A 21,958-nucleotide genomic window follows, 5' to 3' on the forward strand; every position below is an offset into this window, starting at 1 on the left:
CCCGATTATCGGTCAATGCCGATAATGCACTATACACACATAGAGGTCAACAGCGTCTCAGTGTTTCTTATGCCTTTTCTCCGCGAGCGCAATTGAGCCTGGGTCAAGCTTGTTTTGCTTTTTGGCGATCAGATGCAGCGCGACAAAATGTTCGTACTTGCGCGAATACAGCAACCTGTACCAGCGGTTGTCGCACTGAAATCGCATCTCCGACACGGAACCACGAACGAGTGACGTTTCGCTCGAAGTCGCTTTACCTTGTTCGATTCGCAGCATGGCAGCTTCCATCTTCACTGCGGCGGTCGCACTCAGTCCAAGCTTCTGCGCTTCCTTAAGGATATATTCCTGCTGGCGCGCGGAGACAGCGTATGCCCACTTCTGCAATTCCACTCGCGCCTGTCCCCCTTGGCTGATTACCCAAGTAACCTACCGGAACGGCGAGGAGAAGTGGTGATATTTCGCGACGAGTTATGATTCCTCACATTCACATCGTCTAAAACGGTAACGTTCCCGAATGCCCACCCCCACTCGCAGGTGTTGATCAGCCCAACCTCTATCGAGTCTGAATCGTGCCCTAATGCGCACAATCCCGCCATGTTTCTCCGCTCGTTGCGCTCGCGCGCTTTCAGTCTTTGGATGCTCAAAAGTTCGTTGGCAACATCCCGGAAGCCCACGACACACCCACCCCGCTTTTCGCAATGTCCGATGATTTTTCGCCGCCCCCACCCGACGACCCCGAACCCCGGAAGAACTAACGACAAAAGGACCACCACAGAGCCCGGCAATATATTCGAGCGCAACGGACCGAGCACGAGCGACGCCCTGAGTGCCGGGCTGCTCTAAAACGGGAATCACGTTGCCCACATTCTGCCCACATTCCTAAGTAAGTGATCGTGAACCACCTAATTGCAGCTGCCCCAAAACCCGTGTGGTTCACGTCACTTCCGAAAAGAAAGCGAAGCAGAGTCGATCGACGCGGGTTCAAGTCCCGCCTTCCGCACAACACGTCGTCTCCAACACAAAGCGCACGAGCACGAGCCCGCAAGTTGGGCCGCAACGACGAAGGCGCACGACGAGCTTTCGCTCCCCGTGCGCCTACTCCAGGCCTGATCCCGGTCTAGTTGGCTGCAGCCACCTCTGCCGTGACTTCTGAGGTCACCACGGTCTTACCGATGGCGCTGCCCGTTTCCACGAGCGCATGGGCGGCCCGCAGCTGTTCAGCATTCAGCGGGCTGAAAGTGCGGGTGAGAGTCGTACGAATTTCGCCGGCATCCACGAGGTCAGCCACCTCGTTCAGAAGCTCGTGCTGCAGCACCATGTCGGCGGTGTGCTGAGCGGAGCGAGTGAACATGAGTTCCCAGTGCCAGCTGAGCGCCTTGCCTTTGAGCGAGAGCAGGTCGAGCCCCGCCTCGTCGTCAATGGCGACGATCTCGCCGAACGGCTTGATGAGCTCGACTATCGCCGGCAGGTTCGTGCCGGTCTGCGAGGTGAACACCCAGTCCACGCCTTCGGGGGCGACAGCTGCGACGTTGGACGCAAGGTCGCCGCGGTGGTCGACAACCGCATCCGCGCCCAGCCCAGTCACCCACGCGCGCGTTTCGTCACGTGACGCGGTGGCGATAACCCGAACGCCCGTGAGCTTCTTGGCGAGCTGAATGAGCACCGAACCCACTCCCCCAGCAGCTCCCAGAACCAACAGGGTCCCCGAGCTGTCCTTACTGAGCTTGAGCTTGTGAAAGAGCGCCTCGTAGGCCGTGATGGTCGTGAGCGGCATCGCTGCAGCCTCGGCATGCGTCAGGCTCGACGGCTTGCGACCCACGATGCGCTCATCGACATGGTGCAGGCGCGAGTAGGTGCCGGGGCGAGTGATATCTCCGGCGTACCAGACCTCGTCGCCCGGCTGAAAGAGACTGACCTCAGGGCCGACAGCGGCTACGACACCCGATGCGTCCCATCCGAGAACTCGATCAGCGATCTCTCCGCCAGCGCGCACCTTCACGTCGACGGGGTTGACCGAAACGGCAATTACTTCGACGAGGATGTCGCGGCCGGTTGGAGCGTCAATGGTCAGTTCGGTGTCGACCAGGCTTCCCTCGGCCTCAATCGAACCGCCACTGCGAGTGACGACGGCGGGCGCTGCTGAGCCAGTGCTGAAGCGGGAGGGGGCTGAGGTGTTCACTGGGGTCCTTTGCGTGATCGCTAACGTGCGAACTTCACGCTAAACCCGCCCCACTGGTGACCCGCAAGGGAGGCAACTTACCCCGAGGTAAGCGACCTGCGGCACCTTACCCCCGGAAGATTGCGCCGCAGGGGCCCGCTAGGCGAGAGCGCGGGCGGCCTCAGTGCGTTGGGCATGCTCGAGTTGAGACTCGGCCCATACCCGCAGGGCTTCCAGCGGAACTCCCGCATCTCGCCCGAGCGCCGTCAAGGTGTACTCCACACGCAAGGGAACCTCGGCAAACACTTCACGATCGACGATTCCGTAGTCTTCAAGTCGGCGGAGGGTGCTCGTGAGCACCTTGGGCGAGATGCCATCCAGGTGACGCTGCAGCTCTCCGAAGCGCATCCGGCCGCCCAGCAGCGCACCGATAGCAAGCGCCGACCATTTGCTGGCAACGACATCCAGCAGATCGCGGCACGGGCAGGTGGCCGAAAAAACATTCCCGACATGAATGTGATCGTGTTCATGGCTCTGATCGAGATTCATAGCGCCCTTTCGATAGTTGCTTCCCCAACGATAGCAACCCGTCACGATTTCGGCCAGAACCGGGGGTATCCCCCACAGCGAAGCCCCCTCAGCACCCGTTACTCTGTGATGTACATAGCTACTGTCGCCGACTACGCGCACCTAGCCGACGATTTTGGAGACAACCCTTGGTAGGCACAGCCCTCATCCCGTGGCTCGATCCCCAAAACCTCATTAACGGTTTCGGGGCGTTCGCGCTGCTGGGCGTTACCCTCATCGTCTTCTCCGAGACCGGATTGCTGGTCGGCTTCTTTTTGCCCGGTGACACCCTGCTGCTCATCACCGGCGTGCTCACCTTCGCCGGCGTGATCGAATTCGATATCTGGTGGGTCTGTTTGGCTATCAGTCTTGCCGCTTTCCTCGGCGGAGAAGTCGGCTATCTCATCGGGCACAAGTTGGGGCCCAAAGTATTCGAACGCAAAGAGACCGGGCTCTTCAGCGTTGAGAATGTTCGACGCACCAACGCCTTCTTCGCCCGCTTCGGTGGCGCCGCCGTAATTCTGGCTCGCTTTGTTCCGATCGTGCGAACCTTTGCCCCGGTCGCCGCCGGGGTCGGCCACATGGACTACCGCAAGTACTCGCTGTATAACGCGATCGGCGCTCTCACGTGGGGTTCCGGGCTCACCTTCGGCGGGTACCTCTTGGGCTCTATCCCGTGGCTCAGCGACTTCATCGTCGAATACATCGACCTCATTTTGCTCGCCGCCGTAACCCTCACGGTGTTGCCGACAGCATTCCACTACTTCCGCTCATCGCACAAAGCGAAAAAGGCACGCGAAGCTGGTCAGCCAGACACACTCGACGATGATGAAGCCGAGGCTCTCGCCCTGCACCCCAAAGACTTCGACCAGAACCTCGACGACTAACGACGAGGTCGGATGGTCGGCGTGCGCTACGGCGTCGGTGCTCGTTACTGCTTCGGTGAACGCTTACGAATAGCGGCGACGGCCTGCTGAGCAGCTCGACGCACCTCAATGTCTTCATCCTTGACGAGGGCCGAAATCGCCTCGACGTCGTCGAGTGATCCGACAGTGCCGAGCGCGCGAGCCGCGGAGGCGCGAACACGAGCTGTGTCGTCCTCGAGGAGCGCCGCAAGATCGTCGTGAGCGTCAACGCGACGAGTAGCAACGACTCGAGTTGCCATCTCGCGCACACGCCACGCTTGGTTGCTGAGAGCGGCGCGTACGGCATCCGCAGCCTTGTCGTTCCAGGCGTGCAAGAGTGCACGGGTTCCCCATAGTTCGGGCCAGTAGAGCACGGGGGCACCGTCGAGGATGCCCTGAGCGTGCTCGCCACCGACGACGAGCAAGAACTCTTTGCCCTCGTTGTTGCCCTCGATGAGAGAGACGGCGCGCTCGACTACGGTGTCTTCGCCGTGCCGCTCGCTGGCAGCCGCGATGCGGGCTGCGATAGGAAGAGCAAGGTCAACGGCGTGGGGATCATCATGTTCAGACACGCCTCAACCCTACGTTGTTGCGCCGCTGCGCTCGACCGTTGACCTATTACTGCTTGTCGCCGAGCAGTTGAGCACGCACTACGGGCATGATTGCCGCGAACGCTTGCGCTCGGTGGCTAAGGGCATCCTTCTGGTCTGAAGTGAGATCTGCGGAGGTTCCGGGTTGACCGTCCGGGCAGAAAATCGGGTCGTAGCCAAAGCCTTCGAAGCCGCTGCGTTCGCGCGCCACGCTTCCCGGCCAGAGCGCGAGCTCTACGAACTCGTGCGCTTCATCGCCCGGCACCACAAACGCGGCAGCACACGCGAACTGGGCGGCACGGTCATCCATGCCCTCCATGTTCGACAGCAGCAGCTCAAGGTTGTCTGTGTCATTGCGCGTTCCCGCATACCGAGCCGAGTGGATGCCGGGGGCACCGCCCAGCGCATCAACGCAGATTCCGGAGTCGTCTGCCAGTGCGGGCAACCCGGTGTGGGCGGCGGCAGCCCGCGCTTTGATGAGCGCGTTGGCCTGGAACGTGTCGCCGTCTTCGACGGGCTCGGGCCCGTCGTAGGCAACGAGCTCAAGTCCATCGAGAGCCGGGCCGAGAATCCGGCGCAGCTCGGCGACTTTGTGAGCGTTGTGGGTGGCGAGAACGATGCGCATGATTACGCGCCAGTGTGCGTGCTGGTGCTCTGGCCCAGCGTCGCGGCTTGAATCGCGGTGAGCTCGGTGCCGCCAGCGAGGGCAAGGTCGAGCAGGGAGTCGAGTTCGCGGCGGTCGAAGGGGGCACCTTCGGCCGTGCCCTGAACCTCCACGAAGAGACCGCGGCCGGTGACGACGACGTTCATGTCTGTCTCGGCGCGAACGTCTTCAACATAGGCGAGGTCGAGCATAGGCTCGCCATCGATGATTCCGACGCTCACGGCAGCGAGCGAGTCGAAGAGAGCCTTCGAGTTCTTGCCGATGAACTTCTTCTCGCGGCCCCACTCGATGGCGTCGGCCAGAGCAACGTACGCGCCTGTAATCGCTGCTGTGCGGGTTCCGCCATCGGCCTGCAGAACGTCACAGTCGATCACGATCGTGTTCTCGCCCAGCGCCTTCATGTCGACAACAGCGCGCAGGCTGCGACCGATGAGGCGGGAGATCTCGTGCGTACGGCCGCCGACCTTGCCCTTGACGGCTTCGCGGTCCATGCGGCTGTTCGTGCTGCGGGGAAGCATCGAGTACTCGGCGGTGACCCAGCCCTTGCCCTTGCCTGCCATCCAGCGTGGAACGCCGTTCGTGAAGGATGCCGTGCACAGCACCTTGGTCTTACCGAACGAGATCAGTGCGGAACCTTCAGCTTGGTCGCTCCACCCGCGCTCGATCGTAACCTTGCGCAGTTCATTGTTTTCGCGGCCGTCGTGACGTGACATCTGTCTTCTCTCTATCGGTGAAATCTGGGGTGTGGGGTGGGCGCGATCACGGGTTGCTTGCCACCGGGGCGGTGGAGCATCCGCATCGCTAATCGAGAATGGGGAGGTTAATCACGCCGGTGTCGAAGGTCTCGACGCGCACAATATTGGGCCCCATAAAACGCGAAGCGAGGCGAGTGAAACCGAGCTTGTCTGGCCCGGTGGCCTCAAAGGTATGGCGAGCAGGTTCAGTCGAATCGCGCAGCAGGTTGTGGGCCACAAGCGTGCTGTACACGTCGTATGCGGTCTCCTCAGCACTCGACACGAGCGTCACTTCGCGCCCCATCACGTACTGAATCGCTGCAGAGATATGCGGGTAGTGAGTGCAGCCGAGCACGAGAGTATCGACATCAGCGGCCTTGAGCGGCGCCAAATACTCCTCGGCGACCGCCAAAACTTCGGGGCCGGTAGTGATACCGGCTTCAACAAATTCGACAAAACGCGGACAGGCCTGCGTGAACAATTGAATGTCGGATGCCGCAGCGAAGGCATCTTCGTAGGCTCGCGATTTGACGGTGCCGGTCGTACCGATCACTCCGACGCGACGATTGCGGGTCTGGCTCACTGCCGCCCTCGTAGCGGGCTGGATCACTTCGACCACCTCGATGCCGTACGCCTCGGTGTAGCGCTCACGCGCATCCCGCAGCATCGCGGCCGAGGCCGTGTTGCACGCGATCACGAGTAGCTTCACGCCGTCGTCAACGAGGCGGTCCATCACTTCGAGCGCATAGCGACGTACATCGGCGATCGGCTTAGGACCGTATGGCGAGTGAAGAGTGTCGCCCACATAGGTGATGGATTCGTGCGGCAACTGGTCGATGATGGCGCGGGCAACGGTGAGGCCGCCGACTCCGGAATCGAAAACGCCAATGGGTGCATCAGTCACGCCTTCAATCGTAGTGGTGGATGCCCGAACACTCCCCGCCGGCATTGAGCGACGGTCGCGTACGCTGGTCAGGTGAGTACCGCTCTACTAACAGACCAATACGAGCTGACGATGCTCGACGCCGCTATCGGCAGTGGCCGCCACGAACGCCAGTGCGTGTTCGAAGTGTTCGCCCGCCGCCTGCCCGACAGCCGCCGTTACGGCATTGTCGCCGGCACGGGGCGCCTGCTCGAGCTGATCGCAGAGTTCCGCTTTGGCGACGACGAACTGAGCTTCCTCTCGCGCAACGCGATCGTGAGCCCCGCGACAATCGAATGGCTCGCCAACTATCGCTTCACGGGCGACATCAGTGGGTATCGCGAAGGCGACGCTTACTTTCCCGGCTCCCCCCTGCTCACCGTCGAGGGATCGTTTGCCGAGGCTGTCTTGCTCGAGACTGTGGCCCTCAGTGTGCTGAACTACGACTCCGCCGTCGCGTCCGCTGCTGCCCGCATGGTGTCTGCCGCCGACGCGCGACCCCTCGCTGAGATGGGATCACGCCGCACGGGCGAACGCTCGGCCGTGGCATCCGCTCGCGCCGCGTACATCGCAGGCTTCAGCGCCACCAGCAACCTCGAGGCGGGCCGCAGTTGGGGCGTGCCGACGATGGGCACCGCCGCACACTCGTTCACGCTGCTGCACGACTCCGAAGAAGAAGCCTTTCAGGCGCAGGTCGACGCTCTCGGCCCCTCGACAACGCTGCTCGTCGACACCTACGACGTTGAGAACGCCGTCGCGCTTGCCGTCAAGGTTGCCGGCACCGAGCTCGGCGCCGTGCGCATCGACTCCGGCGACTTGGCCACCCAGGTCGCGTCGGTTCGCGCTCAGCTCGATTCGCTCGGCGCCACTAAGACTCGCATCACCGTCACGAATGATCTCGATGAGCACGCGATCGCTGCGTTACGCGCCGCTCCCGTTGATTCCTTCGGCGTCGGAACCTCGGTCGTCACCGGCTCCGGCCACCCAGCCGCCGGCATGGTCTACAAGCTCGTTGCCCACCACAACGACGCGGGCGAGTGGGTTTCGGTCGCCAAAAAGTCCGCCGCCAAGGCGACGGTAGGCGGCCACAAGGCGGCGATTCGTACGATGCAAAACGGTGTTGCGACATCCGAGCTGATCTTTCAAACTCAGGATGCACGACCCGAGGTCGAGGGCCGAGAACTGAACGTTCCGCTCATGACGGCGGGAGCGGCGGATGCTCAGTGGCTCGGTGCCAGCGGAACGAGAGCCGCCCGCGACCACCGCGAGCAAGCCATGGCCGAGCTACCGCAGACAGCCTTTCGGCTTTCCCGCGGTGAGCCCGTGTTGCCCACGGTCTATCGCTAGGCCTTCATCTTTTCGTAAACCTCTTTGCAGGTGGGGCAGACCGGAAACTTTTCCGGGTCGCGGCCCGGCGTCCAGAGCTTGCCGCAGAGGGCGCGAATCGGCTTGCCCGAAAGCGCCGATTCCATAATCTTGTTTTTGGGCGCGTAGTGCGAGAAGCGCTCGTGGTCGCCCTCTTCAACCTGCTCTTGGTTGAGCAGTTCTTCGAGTTCGCGGTCGAGAGTGTCGGTTCCGCCGCCAGTGTTATCGGTGTCAGCCATGAGCCAATTCTACTTCCGTCGCGGTGAGCTGGTGTCTGTGATTCTGCTGACCCGGCTCGGATGGGGTTGGTCAGTTTTGTGATGAGAGCGCCAAGAGCTCTGGGCCGCGGCGCACCATGATGCGGCCGCCCCAGTACACGCCAATCACGAGCACGAGCAGCCCCAGCGGCACACCCACGATGAATGCAGCCCAGTTCGGCTGAAGGGTCGTGAAGGGATTGAACAGCACGATCGCGAGCACCGGCACGGCGAACAGGGTCGAGAGCGCGAAGGTGAAGGACTGCACAGTGGCCGCGTTCGACACGAGAGCTTGCGGTTGAATGAAGGCCCCATGCCCGGGAAGCGGTGCTGCGTAGGGGAAGGCCGCCGAACTCACGCTGGAGACGCCGAGACCCGCAAAGAGAACGCAGAGGCTGAGCCCGATCAGACCGGGAAGCGCCTCGCCATTACCCACAATGACCACGGTGAGGATGCTTCCCATAACCGCCAGGGGAATGCCGACGAGAAGGTTGGGCACGATGCGCCCCCAACGGTCATCCGAGCCGCGCGTGTGCGCCGAGACATGAGTCCAGAGTGCCGTGTTGTCGTGGGCGACATCGTTGTGAGCGCTCCAACCGAGAAACAGACACATGACAGGAACGGGGATCCAGGCGATCACGTCGGCGCCAATGCCGCCGACGAGCAGCGCCGCCACCATTCCGATCGGGATGATGGGGATTGCCGCAAGAGCAACGAAGTAGCGCGCATCCCGAGCCCAGTAGCTCAGGCTGCGGGCCGCAATCGCCCCCAGCGGAGTCGCGGGCATAAGACGAAACCATCCCAGTCCGGAGCGATAGGTTTCGACAGCGCTGCGTTCGGGCCGCGAGAGAACGAATCCTAAGAGGAAGTACCAGCAGGCTGCGAGAACGGCGAGGAAGCCGAGAGCAATGGCGAGTTTGCCGACCACATCGCCGGTGTCCCCCGCTGCCGCTGACGCCGGGGCGCTGAAGGCTGCACCGAGCGGCGTCCATTCCAGCGCGGCTGCGAGGCGACGAATCACGGGCAACACCTGGGACTGGTAGTCGGCGAGCGCGAGCATAACGGCGATCGGCAGCGATGCCACAACGAGAGTGACCGCGACAATGCCGAAGCTCTCCCGCAAACGACGGGTGCTGAGGTAGCGGGCCGCGACGAGACTCGCGAGGCGAGCTCCCACGACCGCCGTGCCAATCACAATCAGCCCTGAAAGCACAGAGACAAGCGCGGAGGCTAGAGTTCCGGACCACGCCACGATTTGCGCGATTGTGAGCCCGACAAGCATCACCGTGGGGATGCTGATCGCACCGACGAGGAGAAGGAGGGCAGCGAGTGTCAGGCGACTGAGTGGCAGGTAGGCGAATCTGCGTGGGTCGAGCGCGTCATCCGCATTCCAGCCCAGCGGCATCACCAAGAACCCGACGAGCACAGCGGAGCCGAAGACCACCAAGGTTGCTCCGGCGACTTCTGCCGTGGTGGTGCGCAGGTCCGCCACGGCGGTAATGGCGATCACGAAAAGCACGGCGCTGTAGATCAGCACCAATCCCATGGCGGATGCTACGAGCGGTCCCCGACGAAACGCATTCGCGAGAAGGGTGAGTTTCAGTCGGAGAAACTGCTTAACCACTCGAGCCCTCCCCCATTGGAATTCTTGCCGGTCAGTTGCACGAAACGGTCTTCGAGCGACATTCCGTTGCGAACTTCGTCGATCGTGCCATCCGCAAGCAACCTGCCCTCAACGATGACGGCGACGTGGCTGCAGACGCGCTGCACGAGTTCCATCCGGTGGCTCGAGAGCAACACCGTGCCCCCCGCGTTGACGTATTGCTTCAGGATGCGCGTCACGGTTGCCGCCGACACAGGGTCGACGGACTCGAAGGGTTCGTCGAGTACCAAAAGCCGCGGTGAGTGAATCATGGCGGCCGCGAGCGCGACCTTCTTGAGCATTCCCGAGGAGTAGTCGCTGACGAGTCGGCCCATGACGTCGTCGAGCCCGAACGCGGTAGCAAGATCTGCCGAGCGCTTGCGCACTTCGGATGCTTCGAGACCACGCAGTACGCCCGAGTAATACAGCAGTTGAGACCCGGTAAGGCGGTCAAAGATGCGCAAGCGGTCAGGCAGCACCCCGATGGAGCGCTTCGCAATTTCGGGTGATTCCCACACGTCGACGCCGTTGACAGTTGCGTTACCCGAGTCGGGTCGCAGCAGCCCAGTAATCATCGAGAGCGTTGTGGTCTTGCCTGCCCCGTTAGGGCCGACGATGCCGTAAAACACTCCGGCACGCACGCTGAGGCGAATATCATCGACGGCGACCGTGTCTCCGAAGTCCTTCGAGAGCCCGTTTACCTGCAACACCACGTCGTCGGATGTCGCTTCAAGTCCGTGCGCAACGGTCGGGTCAACGGCGACCAGGGCTGCGCTCACATCCTCCGGTTCAACGCTGACGGTGTCATCGCGCTTGGGCTCGACAACGATCGTTGGAGCTTCGGAGCTGAGCTCCTCGTGCTCGCGCGCAATGGTGTCTGGCTCGGCCGTCATTGGCGCGGCTGTCGTTGACTCGGTGGCCTCGGCGTCGGCAGCCTTCTCGGTGTCGTCACCGTCGGCCTTGGCTCGAGTTTCGGCTTTAGCGTCGGCTTCGGCGTCGGCGTCGGCGTCGGCGTCGGCTTCGGCTCGATCTGGGGCGCTTACGGGCGTCACGTCAACGTCAGAAGTCTTCTCGACGTCAGCAGGCTTCTCGACGTCAGCGGGCTTCTCGGCCGTCAGACGTTCAGCTTCGACCCGTTCGGCTTCCGCCTCCGCTTTCTCAGCTTCAGCGCGTTCCACTTCAGCTTCAGCTTTTTCGGCTTCAGCACGTTCCAACTCCGCGCGTTCGGCTTCCGCCTCCGCTTCGACTTTCTCTGCCTCAGCCTTTTCCGCTTCCGCACGTTCGGCTTCAAACTTGTCAGTCTCAGCCTTGTCGGCGGCCGCCTTTTCATCGGCGAGCTTCTGCTCGGCAGCTTTCTTGGCTGCTGCTTCAGCTGCCGGGGCGGCAAACTGCGAGGCTAGTGCTCGCAGGCGTGCCAACCCCGCAAGAACGGCATCCGGCTTTTCCTCTGCGGCGGGAACGTTCTGCTCCGGCTTCGCGTCAGTTGTGGCCTCCGCCGGCTCGCGAGCCGAATCAACCGATTTTTCGGAATCTCCTGAATCCCCTGAATCAGCCTCTCCGCCGGCGTCAGCTGCTTCAACGCCGTCGACGTCGACAGTCTCAGAATCAGCTTCCCCAGTGGCATCAGCGGTATCAGCAGCCTGGACACTCACTGCTGCGTCGCTAGCGTCAACGACTGTGCCCTCAGGGCCCTCACTAGGACTGAGAGCGGCGACATCGGTAGCGGTCAGGTCGGTAGCGGTCAGGTCGGCGTCAACAGCAGGTGCGGTGGGCTTCGGTGAGGCTGACTCTGGGCTAGCGGGTTTCGGACCACTCGGTTTGGGGGCCTGCGGCTTCGGTGCTCGCGGCTTGGGGCTTTTGGCCGCTGAAGGCGTGGAGACCGCGTCAGCAGCAGTCGGCTTCGCCGCCGGGCGTGGGGAAGCACTCGGCTTCGCAGCAGCCTGCTTGGCAGCACTGGGCTTGGCAGCACCGGGCTTCGCAGCACTCGGCTTCGCAGCACGCGGCTTGGCAGCACTCGGCTTGGCAGCACCGGGCGTTGCGCTCGTCGCCGAGGCGCTCGTTGTGCGGGTAGCGGGTTTCTTGGCGGCAGGCTTACGAGTAGCAGAGGCTGAAGGCTTGGCAGTAGCCGATTTCGCTTGAGAACCACGAGCCGTCGCAGGCTTTCGGGTGCTGCTCACGGGCTTCGTTACCGGCGTTTCAACAGTCTTCTTGCCCTCGTCGGGGGTTTGGGCGTTTTCCACTGTCCAAACCTACCAATCAGATGCCTCAAGAATGAGCCTGCATCACAAATATGCAACAACCCTCAAAAATCTATGGAGTTCTCGGCCGACACAGTTAGCCTGACTATCGCACAAAGGTGTGTCGCATTTTTCACTCTCGGGTTAACAGCAGGTAAATCATCAACCTCGAACCCGAGCCCCAGAACTACTGAGGAGACCACCATGACTACACAGGTCGTAATTTTAGCTGCCGGCATGGGCAGCCGTTTGGGCCGCTCGCTTCCGAAGCCACTGACTGAGCTCAGCGATGGCCGCACCATCATGAAGCAGCAGTTCGACAACATCCACCACGCCTTCGGCAACAACGTCAAGGTCACAATCGTGGTCGGCTACAAGCTCGAGCACATCATCGAAGCATTCCCCGAGGCGTCGTTCGTCTACAACGAACAGTACGACCAGACCAACACTTCTAAGAGCCTCATGCGTGCGCTGCAGGCGTCCACGCCGGGCGGAGTTCTCTGGATGAACGGAGACGTTGTCTTCGACCCCACCGCTCTTGAGCGCGCTGCGGTCATGGTCGCGCGCGATCAGTCGTTCGTCAGCGTCAACACCGCCAAGGTCTCTGACGAAGAAGTGAAGTACACGACCGACGCTGAGGGCTTCATCAAGGAGCTCTCCAAGACCGTCAAGGGCGGGCTGGGCGAAGCTGTCGGCATCAACTACATTTCACGCGACGCTAAGTCCACGCTGCTGCGCCACCTCAAGAAGGTCGGCGACCAGGACTACTTCGAACGCGGCATCGAGCTCGCCATCGAAGAAGACAACCTGCTCATTGAGCCCGTAGACATCTCAGACCTCTACGCCATCGAGGTCGACTTCGCTGAAGATCTCGAGCGCGCAAACCTCTTCGTATAAGTACCGTCGGGGGCCCACCGAGCCTCGCAGCAGCGTCCGTCTCGCACTCAGTGTGGGGCGGACGTCGCTCGTTAAAGCGAAGAATAACTCACGCGGATGCACGTGAGCGCGGCTGACTGTCGATTTGCCCGTTTACTATAGGGGCGTGGCACACACAGCACTGGGTCGATCAGCATGGTCTCCCCTCACCCGATACCGCCGCACACTGTGGTTACTCACGGTGCGCGACCTCCGCGTGCGATACTCCACGTCTGCTCTCGGCTATGTGTGGAGCATCCTCGATCCCCTCGTCATGGCGGGCATCTACTGGTTTGTCTTCACTCGCGTCTTCGAGCGTACGGTCGGAGAACAGCCCTACATCGTGTTCTTGCTCGCAGCTCTGCTGCCCTGGATGTGGTTCAACGGCGCAGTTTCCGACGCCACTCGGGCGTACCTTCGCGAATCTAAGCTGATCAGATCGACCAAGATCCCCCGCACCATCTGGGTAGCACGACTCGTGCTCTCAAAGGGGATCGAGTTCATCGCTAGCCTTCCCGTTCTCGCTCTATTCGCCGTCTTCAACGGAGCCGTGCTGCACTGGGAAGCCGTCTATTTTGTGCTGGGAATCGTCTTGCAGGCCATTCTCACGATGGGCGTTGGCCTCATCGTCGCCCCGCTCGTAGTGTTCTTCCGCGACCTCGAGCGCGCGGTGAAGCTGGCGCTGCGGTTCCTGTTCTATGCCTCCCCCATCATTTATGGGCTATCCGATCTCGGCAAGTTGGGGCTTGAAACCCTCGCGGCGTTCAATCCGCTCGCTGGAATCTTCTCGCTCTACCGAGCGGCGTTCTTCCCCGACCAGCTCAATTGGTCGGCCGTACTGATAGCGGCGCTCATGAGCGTGATCCTGCTCGCTGTAGGAATCCTTGTCTTCGCTCGCACCGAACGCGCCGTGCTGAAGGAAATCTAATGACCGACAACAGCGTTATTCGAGTAGAGGATGCGGGCATCCGCTTCCGCCTCAATCGTCGATCGCGCCGCAGCTTCAAAGACCTCTTCGCCGGCCGCAAACGGCGAGCACGAGCCGACGAGTTCTGGGCCCTGCGCAACGTAAGTTTCGACGTCAACGCCGGTGAAGCAATCGGCGTCGTTGGCCGCAACGGCCAAGGTAAGTCCACTCTGCTCAAGCTCGTAGCCGAAGTGATGCTGGCCGATGAGGGCAGTGTGCACGTTGACAAAGGCGTTGCCCCGTTGATCGAAATCACGGGTGGATTTGTCGACGACCTCAGTGTTCGCGACAACGTTTACCTCACGGCAGGCCTCCATGGCATGACGAAGAGCGAAATCAACGATCGCTTCGATGAGATCATCGATTTTGCCGAGATTAAGCGCTTTATCGACACCCCGTACAAGCACCTGTCGAGCGGGATGCGCGTGCGCATCGCTTTCGCCGTGATCTCACGCCTCGAGGAACCGATCATCCTGGTGGATGAAGTGCTCGCTGTCGGCGATAAGGCCTTCCGTGAAAAGTGCTACCGCCGCATTGAAGAACTCTTAGAGGGCGGTCGCACTCTCTTCTTCGTCTCTCACAACGAGCGAGACCTCCGCCGATTCTGCTCCCGCGGGCTCTACCTCGACAAAGGCGAGCTGGTGCTCGACGGCCCCATCAACGATGTGCTCGCGCTCTACAACAAGGACTACCCCGCGTAACTCTCCCACTCGGTGTGGCGTCGCTCGGTACTGGCCTCTGGCGGTGTGGGCCTCTGGCCGTGTTGGCCTCTGGCGGTCTGGGCGATGCTCCGGCATCCGTCGCTCACGAACGTCACAGTTAGCCAACGGCAGCCTCACTCCCGGGATGCCGTCAGACGCCTCCGGTACGCTGAAACGCATGGCAAACAGCGATATCAGCAGCTCTCACCCGATGGTGGTGCGCGGCATCGACCGCGTGCTCACGGTGCAGCGTCCGGTTGTGCTCGCACACATCCGCAGCATCCGTCGCAGCAAACCTCACGCCACTCCGGATGAGATCATCACCGTTCTCGAACGTCGCTATCTGGCTGCGGTGACGACCGGTGGCGCGCTCGTGGGAGCGAGCGCGGCGATCCCCGCCGTCGGCACTGGAGCATCGCTTGCGCTGTCAGGCGTCGAGACAGCGGGCTTTCTCGAAGCCAGCGCCCTTTTTGCTCAGTCGATCACCGAAGTCCACGGAATCGTTGTCGACGACCCAGACCGCGCCCGCGCCCTCGTGATGACGATGGTGTTGGGCGGTGCTGGCAGCGACCTCGTGAAACAGCTCGCGGCCCAAGCGACCGGTGCCGGTGCAGTTCGTTCAGCGTTCTGGGGCGAGACCCTCGCTAAGAATCTGCCCAGCACCCTAGTGGGGCCTATCGCCGACCGCCTCAAAAAAACCTTCCTCAAACGCTACGCAGCCGCTCAAGGCACGAATGTTGTCGGCCGCCTTATGCCGTTCGGTATCGGTGCTGTTATTGGCGGCGGCGGTAACAACATTTTGGGCCGCCAAATCGTACGCACCGCTCGTCAAGGGTTTGGTCCGGCACCAGCAACGTTGCCTGCATGGCTCGAGCCGGTAATCGCGCTCCCGAAAGCGGCTAAAACGCCCAAGGTCCGCGGCACACGCTCACGACTGCCTTCGCTGCCAGCCTTACCTCTGCGCCGAAAACGTCGTGGTTGGGTGGAGCTTGAGACCCTCGCCGATCTGGAAAACCACCTCGACAGCGATCAATTACCCGCAATCGAGGCGAGCAGCGATAGTGGCCTCGAGTCGGCCCCTCACCCGGAGCACGCGCCCGAGCACGACTCTGGGCGCTAATCTTCGCGCTGACTATTCAGCGTCGGGCGATTCATCCTCGTCGTCTTCAAAGGGGTCAGCTTCGGTGACCAGACGATCACCGATGTGGATCTGCGCGTGACGGTGCCACAGCGCCACCAACGACTCGACTGCGTCATGAAAACGGGCGGTTGCTGCACCGGGAGTGGTGTCGCCGAAATGGCGCTCGGCCCAATACCCCAAGCGCTCTTTCGCCTCAGTGTCGAACTGCACTCGCTCAGCAATGGCCAGAATGTCGCCCGCCTGGTCGGCGCGCAGCCACTCGCAGGAGCCGAGGTAGCCGCCCTCATCGATTTCGGCATGCTCCGAGAGAGGGCGAGTAACGATGAGAGGTTTGCCCGTGGCGAGACGGTCATAGACCATCGCCGAGACGTCGGTGATCGCGACATCCGCTGCGACAAGCTGCCAGCCCATCTCCTTGCCATCGTCGTACACGTGCTGCACCGACGGGTCTGACTCATTCGCTTCGGCGATGGCCGCGATGATGTCGATATTGGCACGCTTATAGGCGCCGTTCACCACTCCACTACGTGGGTGCGGGCGATAGATCAGACGATGCTTATCGCTGGCGATTACTGCCTTGGCGAGGGCGACACCGTGGCTTTCGATCGAGCCGTAGGCGGCAGCATCACGGTCGCCCTCCCAGGTGGGAGCGTACAGAATGACTGTTCGGTCGTCGGGAGTGTACGGAAGATCGCCGGCAAAATGATCGGCCTGCGGGCGCCCGATAGGAATCGCCTTTTTCTTGATGTCGAAGTCCCAGAGTTTGTAGCTCAGGCGATCGAGCGCGGCATCCCCGGCAACGAAGCTGAAGTCATAAGCCTTGAACTGGTTGGTCGTCATGTACATTTTGTCGCTCTCACCGTGGTTGATGAAAACGTGCCACATGCGGCCGTAGCGGAACATTTGAAAGTTCTTGGCGTTCTGGTTGACGTAGAAGATGATCTTCAACGGCTGCTCGGCTACGAACTGCTCCAGCTCTGACACACGACGCAGATAGACCGTGGGCACAGGGGCTTCATTCCACAACGCGAGTACTGCGCTCGGCGAACGCGCAATGATGGCCACGGGAAAACGCTTCGAAAGCTCTTCGAGGGGCGCGTACCACTGCCGCATCTGGTACAGATTCACCTTCGTATCGGCGAAGTAAACGGCAATACTCACTGAGCCAGGAACGGGCAGTGGATGCTCATCCAGCAGCCCGGCTACGCTTCGCCGATTGCGGCGCGAGCGCAGCATCGTGCGCACCACCTTGCGTGCGGTCTTGAAGTCCTTCAGTAAAGCCATGGTCACAATCAAATCATCGGAATTTTGCCGCGGCGGCACACTCGCCAGACCGTTACAGAGCCGATGCTGATCCGTCGGCGCGAGGCTTAGCCGCAGTTTCGATAGTACTCGGGCACGATTCCGGGCAGAATACTGGGTAAGCGCCCTTAAAACCGCATGTTACTAGGGGTTAAGCAGGTACTGTTGACACAATGACCGATTCTGATTCAACCGCACCGTCTGAAACCACCGAGACCGCGATCACTTTCTCCGACCTCGCTCTCAGCGATGCGGTATTGAAAGCGGTCCGCGACATTGGCTACGAGACGCCGTCGGCTATCCAAGCAGCCACTATCCCTACTCTTCTGGAAGGGCGCGACGTAGTCGGCCTGGCCCAGACCGGCACGGGAAAGACCGCAGCTTTCGCGCTGCCGATTCTCTCGCGCCTCGATGTATCCCAGAGCAAGCCTCAAGCGCTCGTGCTCTCCCCCACCCGCGAACTCGCGTTGCAGGTGTGTGAGGCATTCGAGAAGTACGCCACCCACATGCGTGGCGTGCACGTGCTCCCCGTCTATGGCGGACAGGCCTATGGAGTTCAGCTGTCGGCGCTGCGCCGCGGCGTTCACGTTGTTGTCGGTACTCCCGGCCGCATCATGGACCACCTCGCCAAGGGCACCCTCGACCTCTCTGAGCTCAAGTACCTCGTTCTCGATGAGGCCGACGAGATGCTCAAGATGGGTTTCGCCGAAGACGTTGAGACGATCCTCGCCGACACCCCGGATGACAAGCAGGTTGCACTCTTCTCCGCGACGATGCCGGCCCAGATCCGCCGCATCTCCAAGAAGTACCTCAACAACGCTGAAGAGATCACTGTCAAGGCCAAGACCACTACGTCGGCCAACACCTCGCAGCGCTACCTGATCGTGTCCTACCCGCAAAAGGTGGATGCTCTCACCCGCATCCTCGAGGTCGAAAACTTCGAAGGCATGATCATTTTCGTTCGCACGAAGAGCGAAACCGAGAACCTCGCAGAGAAGTTGCGCGCCCGTGGTTACTCCGCGGCCGCGATCAGCGGTGACGTTGCTCAGGCTCAGCGTGAGCGCACCGTCAACCAGCTCAAGTCGGGCAAGCTCGACATCCTGGTAGCAACTGACGTTGCCGCTCGTGGACTCGACGTCGACCGCATCAGCCACGTCGTGAACTTCGACATCCCCGTTGACACCGAGTCGTACGTGCACCGCATCGGTCGCACGGGTCGCGCCGGTCGCAGCGGTTCGGCTATCAGCTTTGTCACTCCTCGCGAGCGTCGCCTGCTGACCGCCATCGAGAAGGCCACGCGCCAGCCGCTCACGCAAATGCAGCTTCCTTCGGTTGAAGACGTCAACTCCACGCGTCTCACGCGCTTCGACGACGCCATCACCGAAGCGCTCAACCAGCAGCCACGCATCACCGCGTTCCGCGAGATCATCGCTCACTACGTTGAACACCACGATATTCCTGAAGCGGATGTTGCTGCGGCGCTTGCCGTCGTGGCTCAGGGTGATACTCCCCTGTTGCTTTCGGCTGAAGAAGAACGCGCCCAGCGTTTCGCAGAGCGTGATGAGCGCAAGGCACGCACCGATCGCCCCGAGCGTAGTGGCGACCGTGGCGGAGAGCGTGGCGATCGCCCCGAGCGCCGCCCGCGTTCCACGAAGCCCATGGCCGCGTACCGTATCGAGGTTGGCAAGCGCCAGCGCGTTGAGCCCCGCCAGATTGTTGGCGCACTAGCCAACGAAGGTGGACTCAGCCGTGACGACTTCGGCCACATTCAGATTCGCCCGGACTTCTCTCTCGTCGAGTTGCCTGCCGACATGTCGAAAGATGTGCTCGAGCGTCTGCGTGACACTCGCATCAGCGGCAAGCTGATTGAGATCGCACCGGACCGCAAGGCCAACGGCGGCGGAGCACGTTCCGCTGGCGACAAGTACCCGAGCCGTGACCGCTCATTCGAAGGTGGCGCCCGCGCCAACCGCGAACGTGAAGCATCGCGCGGTTACAACAACCGAGACAGTGACAGCAGCAGCGGCGGTCGCGAAAGCGGCGGCAGCTACGACGATCGTCCCAAGCGCAAGCCTCGCTACTAGAGCCTGAACTAACACAAGCGCGGTGCTTCACTTCGGTGAAGTGCCGCGTTTGTGCGTTGGCGAGCGGCGGCGACTAGATCACGGGAGGGCGACCGGCGCGCGCCATCCGCCCCACTGTTGCCCACCCTATGCTGCGGCGCCCACCGGGGTTTTCACGCCAACCAGCAATCCAGCCACCCCACCAGGCACGCATGCCCACGGGATTCCTTGCGGCGCGCAGCAACTGAACTGCAGTCCAGCTGGCCACGTAGATGGGAACGAGCAGCACGGGCAGGTTGCGCTTAGCGAGCCAGACCCGATTACGGGCGTTGAGGCGGTAGTAGTAACTATGACGGGCCGGGTCGATAGCCGGATGGTTCGCGACAAGGTTTCCCGCGTACCACGCCCGCTTGCCGGCACCCCAGACGCGCCAAGCGAGCTCTATGCCTTCGTGGGCATAGAAGTACGGGTCGCCCCAGCCACCGATTTGGTCGAAGAGCGCACGGGGCATGAGCACGGCACCCTCCCACGCTGAAAAAACGTCGCTGGAGTGTGCGGGGTCGCCTTTGCGAATGCGCGGAATCCACCGTCGCGGGTTCTCTTGGCCCTCGGCGTCTTCGACGCGCGGTTGCACTAGTCCGATACTTGGGTCCGCCTGCATGATGGCGATGGCGTCGCTGAGGAACGTCGGCGACGGGATGCTGGCGTCGTCGTCGAGGAAGAAAATCCAGTCACCCTGCACGTGCTCGACGCCGCGATTACGGCCGGCGGGGATGCCCAGGTTGGCGTCGAGGTGGAGGCCTCGCACGCCATCCGGAAGTCCACTGGGCTGCCAGCCATTGCCGACGACGATCACGTCGAGCTCGACGCCCTCTTGGGCATCGAGCGAGGCGAGTCCTCGGGCTAGGTCGACGGGGCGCTTGCCCTGAGTGAGGGAAACAACGCCGACGCGGTGGATCACGAGCGGACGCGCTTGGAGGCCATGATTGCCACGAAGTGTCCGCCGAGCGCCAGGAGTGCCAGCGGAAGCAGAATGAGCAGCACCGTACGTTCTGCCGCCATCGCAGGGACGAAGAGCGCGATGATGGCGGTGGCGAAGGCGATCATGGTGAGTTCAACCGAGTGATAGAGCCGGTGGAACGGAACGAATCGTGCGGCCCGGCGCAGCGTAGCGACGAGGCTGTGACTTGGTTCGGCCTCGCCCTTGCGATCGCTGAGCTTGTCGAGCCCGGCATTGGCGCGCGCGACGTGAACCATATCGTTGAGCGCTTTGTTCAGAACGATGATGAGGGCGAGTGCAAAGCCGGCTGTCGTCCACGCGAAATCTGCAGGGAAATCGAGAGGCCAACCAGCGGCGCGGATGCCGAGAGCGATCGGGATAAGAGCTTCGGTACTGTAGTGCCCGACCTTGTCGAGAAAGACACCGGCGGGCGAACGGGTGTTGCGCCAGCGAGCTACTTCTCCATCGCTGCAGTCCACGAGCATCTGCATTTGGCCAAGAAACAGCGCCAGCGCCGCTCCCGTGAACCCGGGGATCAGTAGCGCTGCGGCAGTGAGCCAGCCCGTGAGGATCATGAGCCCGGTAACACCGTTGGCACTGATCGACGTCTTGAGGAGCATCCAGGTTAGATAAGGCGAGAGGTCGCGAAGATAGAGCGACGCGGTCCAGTGCTCGGCGTTGGCGCGAAGTCGCACCTCGGGCGGCTGTGTTACTTCACGCAGCTGGGCGATGGAGGTGGGGCGCGCAGTCGGCTGCGAGGGTGTGTGGGGGGACACGGCGTTACCTTCCCGTTTGCGCAGTGATGTTCTTAGTGAGCTTCAAGAATCCGAGAATGAAACCGCTACCCCATCCAAAGTGGATGCACGGCAGCACGATCAGATACCAAAGACCTGATCGTAGCCCCTCTTTGGCACCAGCGACGGCAGACGCCGCCACCACGAAGAGCACGTAAACGGCGGGAGCCGCGTAAGCGATCGCTAGCCAGTTGACCCCGGTCACACTGCCGATGAGCCCAATGATGAGGCCCACTACCGTGCCGAGCACGGCGAGCGGCGGCACGAAATAGCGCAACGAGTTGGCTGTGCCGAAACGGCGTGCGAGTTCTCCACGCCAGATTCCGGTGGCCACGAACTGGCGAACGAGCGTGCGGAGACTGGAACGCGGCCGGTAGACAACTTCGAGTTCGGGGGTGAACCAGACGGTGCCGCCGGTCGCTCGCAAGCGTCGGTTGAGCTCCCAATCTTGGCCGCGTTTGATGTCTTCATCGAACAGACCTACCTCGACAAGGCGGTCACGCTGGAAGACACCAAGATAGGCGGTATCAGCCGGGCCTTCTTTACCGCCGGTGTGATGTTGGGTGCCGCCGAGCCCTTCTGGCGATCCGTAAGCGTGAGCGACGGCGCGCTCGAAGGGCGTTCGGCCCTCAGCTTTCATGATGCCGCCGACGTTGTCTGCGCCACTTCGTTCGAGAGTTTCGACGGCGACTCGCGTGTAGTTGGTGGGCAGCACCGAGTGGGCATCTACTCGCACGACGATGGGATGTGTGGAAGCACGAATAGCGGCGTTGAGACCGCCGGGCGTGGAACCAAGTTCGTTGGGGATATGACGAATACGCGGGTCGAGTCGCGCCATTTCGTCGATAATGGCGTTGGTGCCGTCAACGCTGGGGCCCAGCGCGAGCACGATCTCGAAGGGTCCTTCGTAATCCTGCGCTGTGAGGCTGTCGACGGCTGCCTCAATGTGTTCAACTTCGTTGAGTACGGGCATCACGTACGACACGCCAGTGAGGGCTTGAGCCTTCTTTGCCATGGGTTCCAATACGTCGGGC

21 protein-coding genes are annotated in these 21,958 nt (G+C 61.8%); 7 read left to right on the forward strand and 14 right to left on the reverse strand.

All coding sequences use genetic code 11. The annotated features are described in order from the left end of the window. Positions 1-57: 57 nt before the first annotated feature. The 3 genes from I6E58_RS11680 to I6E58_RS11690 all read right to left on the reverse strand — a co-directional run bounded on the left by I6E58_RS11680 (position 58) and on the right by I6E58_RS11690 (position 2,707). Positions 58-390, reverse strand: coding sequence for a type II toxin-antitoxin system RelE/ParE family toxin (locus tag I6E58_RS11680; protein ID WP_197133872.1), 333 nt, complete (start codon positions 388-390; stop codon positions 58-60). 727 nt (positions 391-1,117) lie between these two features. Then, positions 1,118-2,179: a zinc-binding alcohol dehydrogenase family protein gene (locus I6E58_RS11685; RefSeq protein WP_197133875.1), complete on the reverse strand. Its 1,062-nt coding sequence runs from the start codon at positions 2,177-2,179 to the stop codon at positions 1,118-1,120. 138 nt (positions 2,180-2,317) lie between these two features. After that, positions 2,318-2,707: a helix-turn-helix domain-containing protein gene (locus I6E58_RS11690; RefSeq protein WP_129073391.1), complete on the reverse strand. Its 390-nt coding sequence runs from the start codon at positions 2,705-2,707 to the stop codon at positions 2,318-2,320. Positions 2,708-2,874: 167 nt separating this feature from the next. Here I6E58_RS11690 and I6E58_RS11695 point away from each other — a divergent pair, with 167 nt between their 5' ends. Next, on the forward strand, positions 2,875-3,612 hold the full coding sequence (locus tag I6E58_RS11695) for a DedA family protein (RefSeq protein ID WP_197133877.1): 738 nt from the start codon (positions 2,875-2,877) through the stop codon (positions 3,610-3,612). A 44-nt stretch (positions 3,613-3,656) separates the two neighbouring features. On the opposite strand, the gene I6E58_RS14475 is transcribed toward I6E58_RS11695, so the two are convergent. From I6E58_RS14475 to murI, 4 genes are all read right to left on the reverse strand, one after another. Next, the gene (locus I6E58_RS14475; RefSeq protein WP_197133879.1) at positions 3,657-4,202 is read right to left on the reverse strand and encodes a HEAT repeat domain-containing protein; all 546 of its coding nucleotides are present in this window, start codon (positions 4,200-4,202) and stop codon (positions 3,657-3,659) included. Positions 4,203-4,248: 46 nt separating this feature from the next. After that, positions 4,249-4,845: an RdgB/HAM1 family non-canonical purine NTP pyrophosphatase gene (gene rdgB, locus I6E58_RS11705; protein ID WP_197133881.1), complete on the reverse strand. Its 597-nt coding sequence runs from the start codon at positions 4,843-4,845 to the stop codon at positions 4,249-4,251. Between the two features lie 2 nt (positions 4,846-4,847). Continuing rightward, positions 4,848-5,597 (reverse strand): ribonuclease PH, encoded by a 750-nt coding sequence (rph, locus tag I6E58_RS11710; protein WP_197133883.1) that lies wholly within the window; start codon positions 5,595-5,597, stop codon positions 4,848-4,850. Between the two features lie 88 nt (positions 5,598-5,685). Next, on the reverse strand, positions 5,686-6,522 hold the full coding sequence (murI, locus tag I6E58_RS11715; protein ID WP_129073386.1) for a glutamate racemase: 837 nt from the start codon (positions 6,520-6,522) through the stop codon (positions 5,686-5,688). A 111-nt stretch (positions 6,523-6,633) separates the two neighbouring features. On the opposite strand from murI, the gene I6E58_RS11720 reads away from it, so the two are divergent. After that, positions 6,634-7,887 carry a nicotinate phosphoribosyltransferase gene (locus tag I6E58_RS11720; RefSeq protein ID WP_197134395.1) on the forward strand — a complete coding sequence of 418 codons (1,254 nt, stop codon included), beginning with the start codon at positions 6,634-6,636 and terminating at the stop codon, positions 7,885-7,887. Here the strand turns inward: I6E58_RS11720 and I6E58_RS11725 are convergent. From I6E58_RS11725 to I6E58_RS14480, 3 genes are all read right to left on the reverse strand, one after another. Then, positions 7,884-8,144, reverse strand: a complete 261-nt coding sequence (locus I6E58_RS11725; protein ID WP_197133885.1) for a DUF3039 domain-containing protein — start codon at positions 8,142-8,144, stop codon at positions 7,884-7,886. The genes I6E58_RS11720 and I6E58_RS11725 overlap by 4 nt on opposite strands. 70 nt (positions 8,145-8,214) lie before the next feature. Continuing rightward, complete coding sequence (locus I6E58_RS11730; RefSeq protein WP_307842122.1) at positions 8,215-9,786, reverse strand: hypothetical protein; 1,572 nt, start codon at positions 9,784-9,786, stop codon at positions 8,215-8,217. After that, positions 9,762-12,044 carry an ATP-binding cassette domain-containing protein gene (locus tag I6E58_RS14480; protein WP_307842123.1) on the reverse strand — a complete coding sequence of 761 codons (2,283 nt, stop codon included), beginning with the start codon at positions 12,042-12,044 and terminating at the stop codon, positions 9,762-9,764. Before I6E58_RS14480 ends, I6E58_RS11730 begins: the two co-directional genes overlap by 25 nt. Positions 12,045-12,245: 201 nt before the next feature. Between I6E58_RS14480 and I6E58_RS11740 the strand changes: the two genes are divergently transcribed. The 4 genes from I6E58_RS11740 (at position 12,246) to I6E58_RS11755 (ending at position 15,744) form a co-directional block, all read left to right on the forward strand. Then, entirely contained in the window at positions 12,246-12,938 is a 693-nt protein-coding gene (locus tag I6E58_RS11740) for an NTP transferase domain-containing protein (RefSeq protein WP_197133888.1), read from the forward strand. A gap of 145 nt (positions 12,939-13,083) precedes the next feature. Beyond that, entirely contained in the window at positions 13,084-13,884 is an 801-nt protein-coding gene (locus I6E58_RS11745) for an ABC transporter permease (RefSeq protein ID WP_307842124.1), read from the forward strand. After that, a complete protein-coding gene (locus I6E58_RS11750; protein ID WP_197133891.1) occupies positions 13,884-14,624 on the forward strand; it encodes an ABC transporter ATP-binding protein in 741 nt (246 codons plus the stop codon). The genes I6E58_RS11745 and I6E58_RS11750 overlap by 1 nt, the downstream gene beginning before the upstream one ends. A gap of 178 nt (positions 14,625-14,802) precedes the next feature. After that, a complete protein-coding gene (locus I6E58_RS11755; protein WP_197133893.1) occupies positions 14,803-15,744 on the forward strand; it encodes a hypothetical protein in 942 nt (313 codons plus the stop codon). Between the two features lie 12 nt (positions 15,745-15,756). Here I6E58_RS11755 and I6E58_RS11760 read toward each other — a convergent pair whose 3' ends face one another. Next, a complete protein-coding gene (locus I6E58_RS11760; protein ID WP_197133895.1) occupies positions 15,757-17,049 on the reverse strand; it encodes a CDP-glycerol glycerophosphotransferase family protein in 1,293 nt (430 codons plus the stop codon). A gap of 191 nt (positions 17,050-17,240) precedes the next feature. Here I6E58_RS11760 and I6E58_RS11765 point away from each other — a divergent pair, with 191 nt between their 5' ends. Further along, complete coding sequence (locus I6E58_RS11765) at positions 17,241-19,151, forward strand: DEAD/DEAH box helicase (protein ID WP_197133897.1); 1,911 nt, start codon at positions 17,241-17,243, stop codon at positions 19,149-19,151. 73 nt (positions 19,152-19,224) lie between these two features. Here I6E58_RS11765 and I6E58_RS11770 read toward each other — a convergent pair whose 3' ends face one another. The 3 genes from I6E58_RS11770 to I6E58_RS11780 are packed head-to-tail and all read right to left on the reverse strand — an operon-like array spanning position 19,225 to position 21,939. After that, the gene (locus tag I6E58_RS11770; RefSeq protein WP_197133898.1) at positions 19,225-20,091 is read right to left on the reverse strand and encodes a glycosyltransferase family 2 protein; all 867 of its coding nucleotides are present in this window, start codon (positions 20,089-20,091) and stop codon (positions 19,225-19,227) included. Continuing rightward, positions 20,088-20,906 (reverse strand): CDP-alcohol phosphatidyltransferase family protein, encoded by an 819-nt coding sequence (locus tag I6E58_RS11775; protein WP_129073378.1) that lies wholly within the window; start codon positions 20,904-20,906, stop codon positions 20,088-20,090. Before I6E58_RS11775 ends, I6E58_RS11770 begins: the two co-directional genes overlap by 4 nt. A 4-nt stretch (positions 20,907-20,910) precedes the next feature. Beyond that, positions 20,911-21,939 (reverse strand): glycosyltransferase family 2 protein, encoded by a 1,029-nt coding sequence (locus tag I6E58_RS11780; protein WP_197133900.1) that lies wholly within the window; start codon positions 21,937-21,939, stop codon positions 20,911-20,913. Positions 21,940-21,958: the final 19 nt, after the last annotated feature.

The sequence above is a fragment of the Salinibacterium sp. SWN1162 genome (assembly GCF_015864675.1).
Lineage (GTDB): Bacteria > Actinomycetota > Actinomycetes > Actinomycetales > Microbacteriaceae > Rhodoglobus.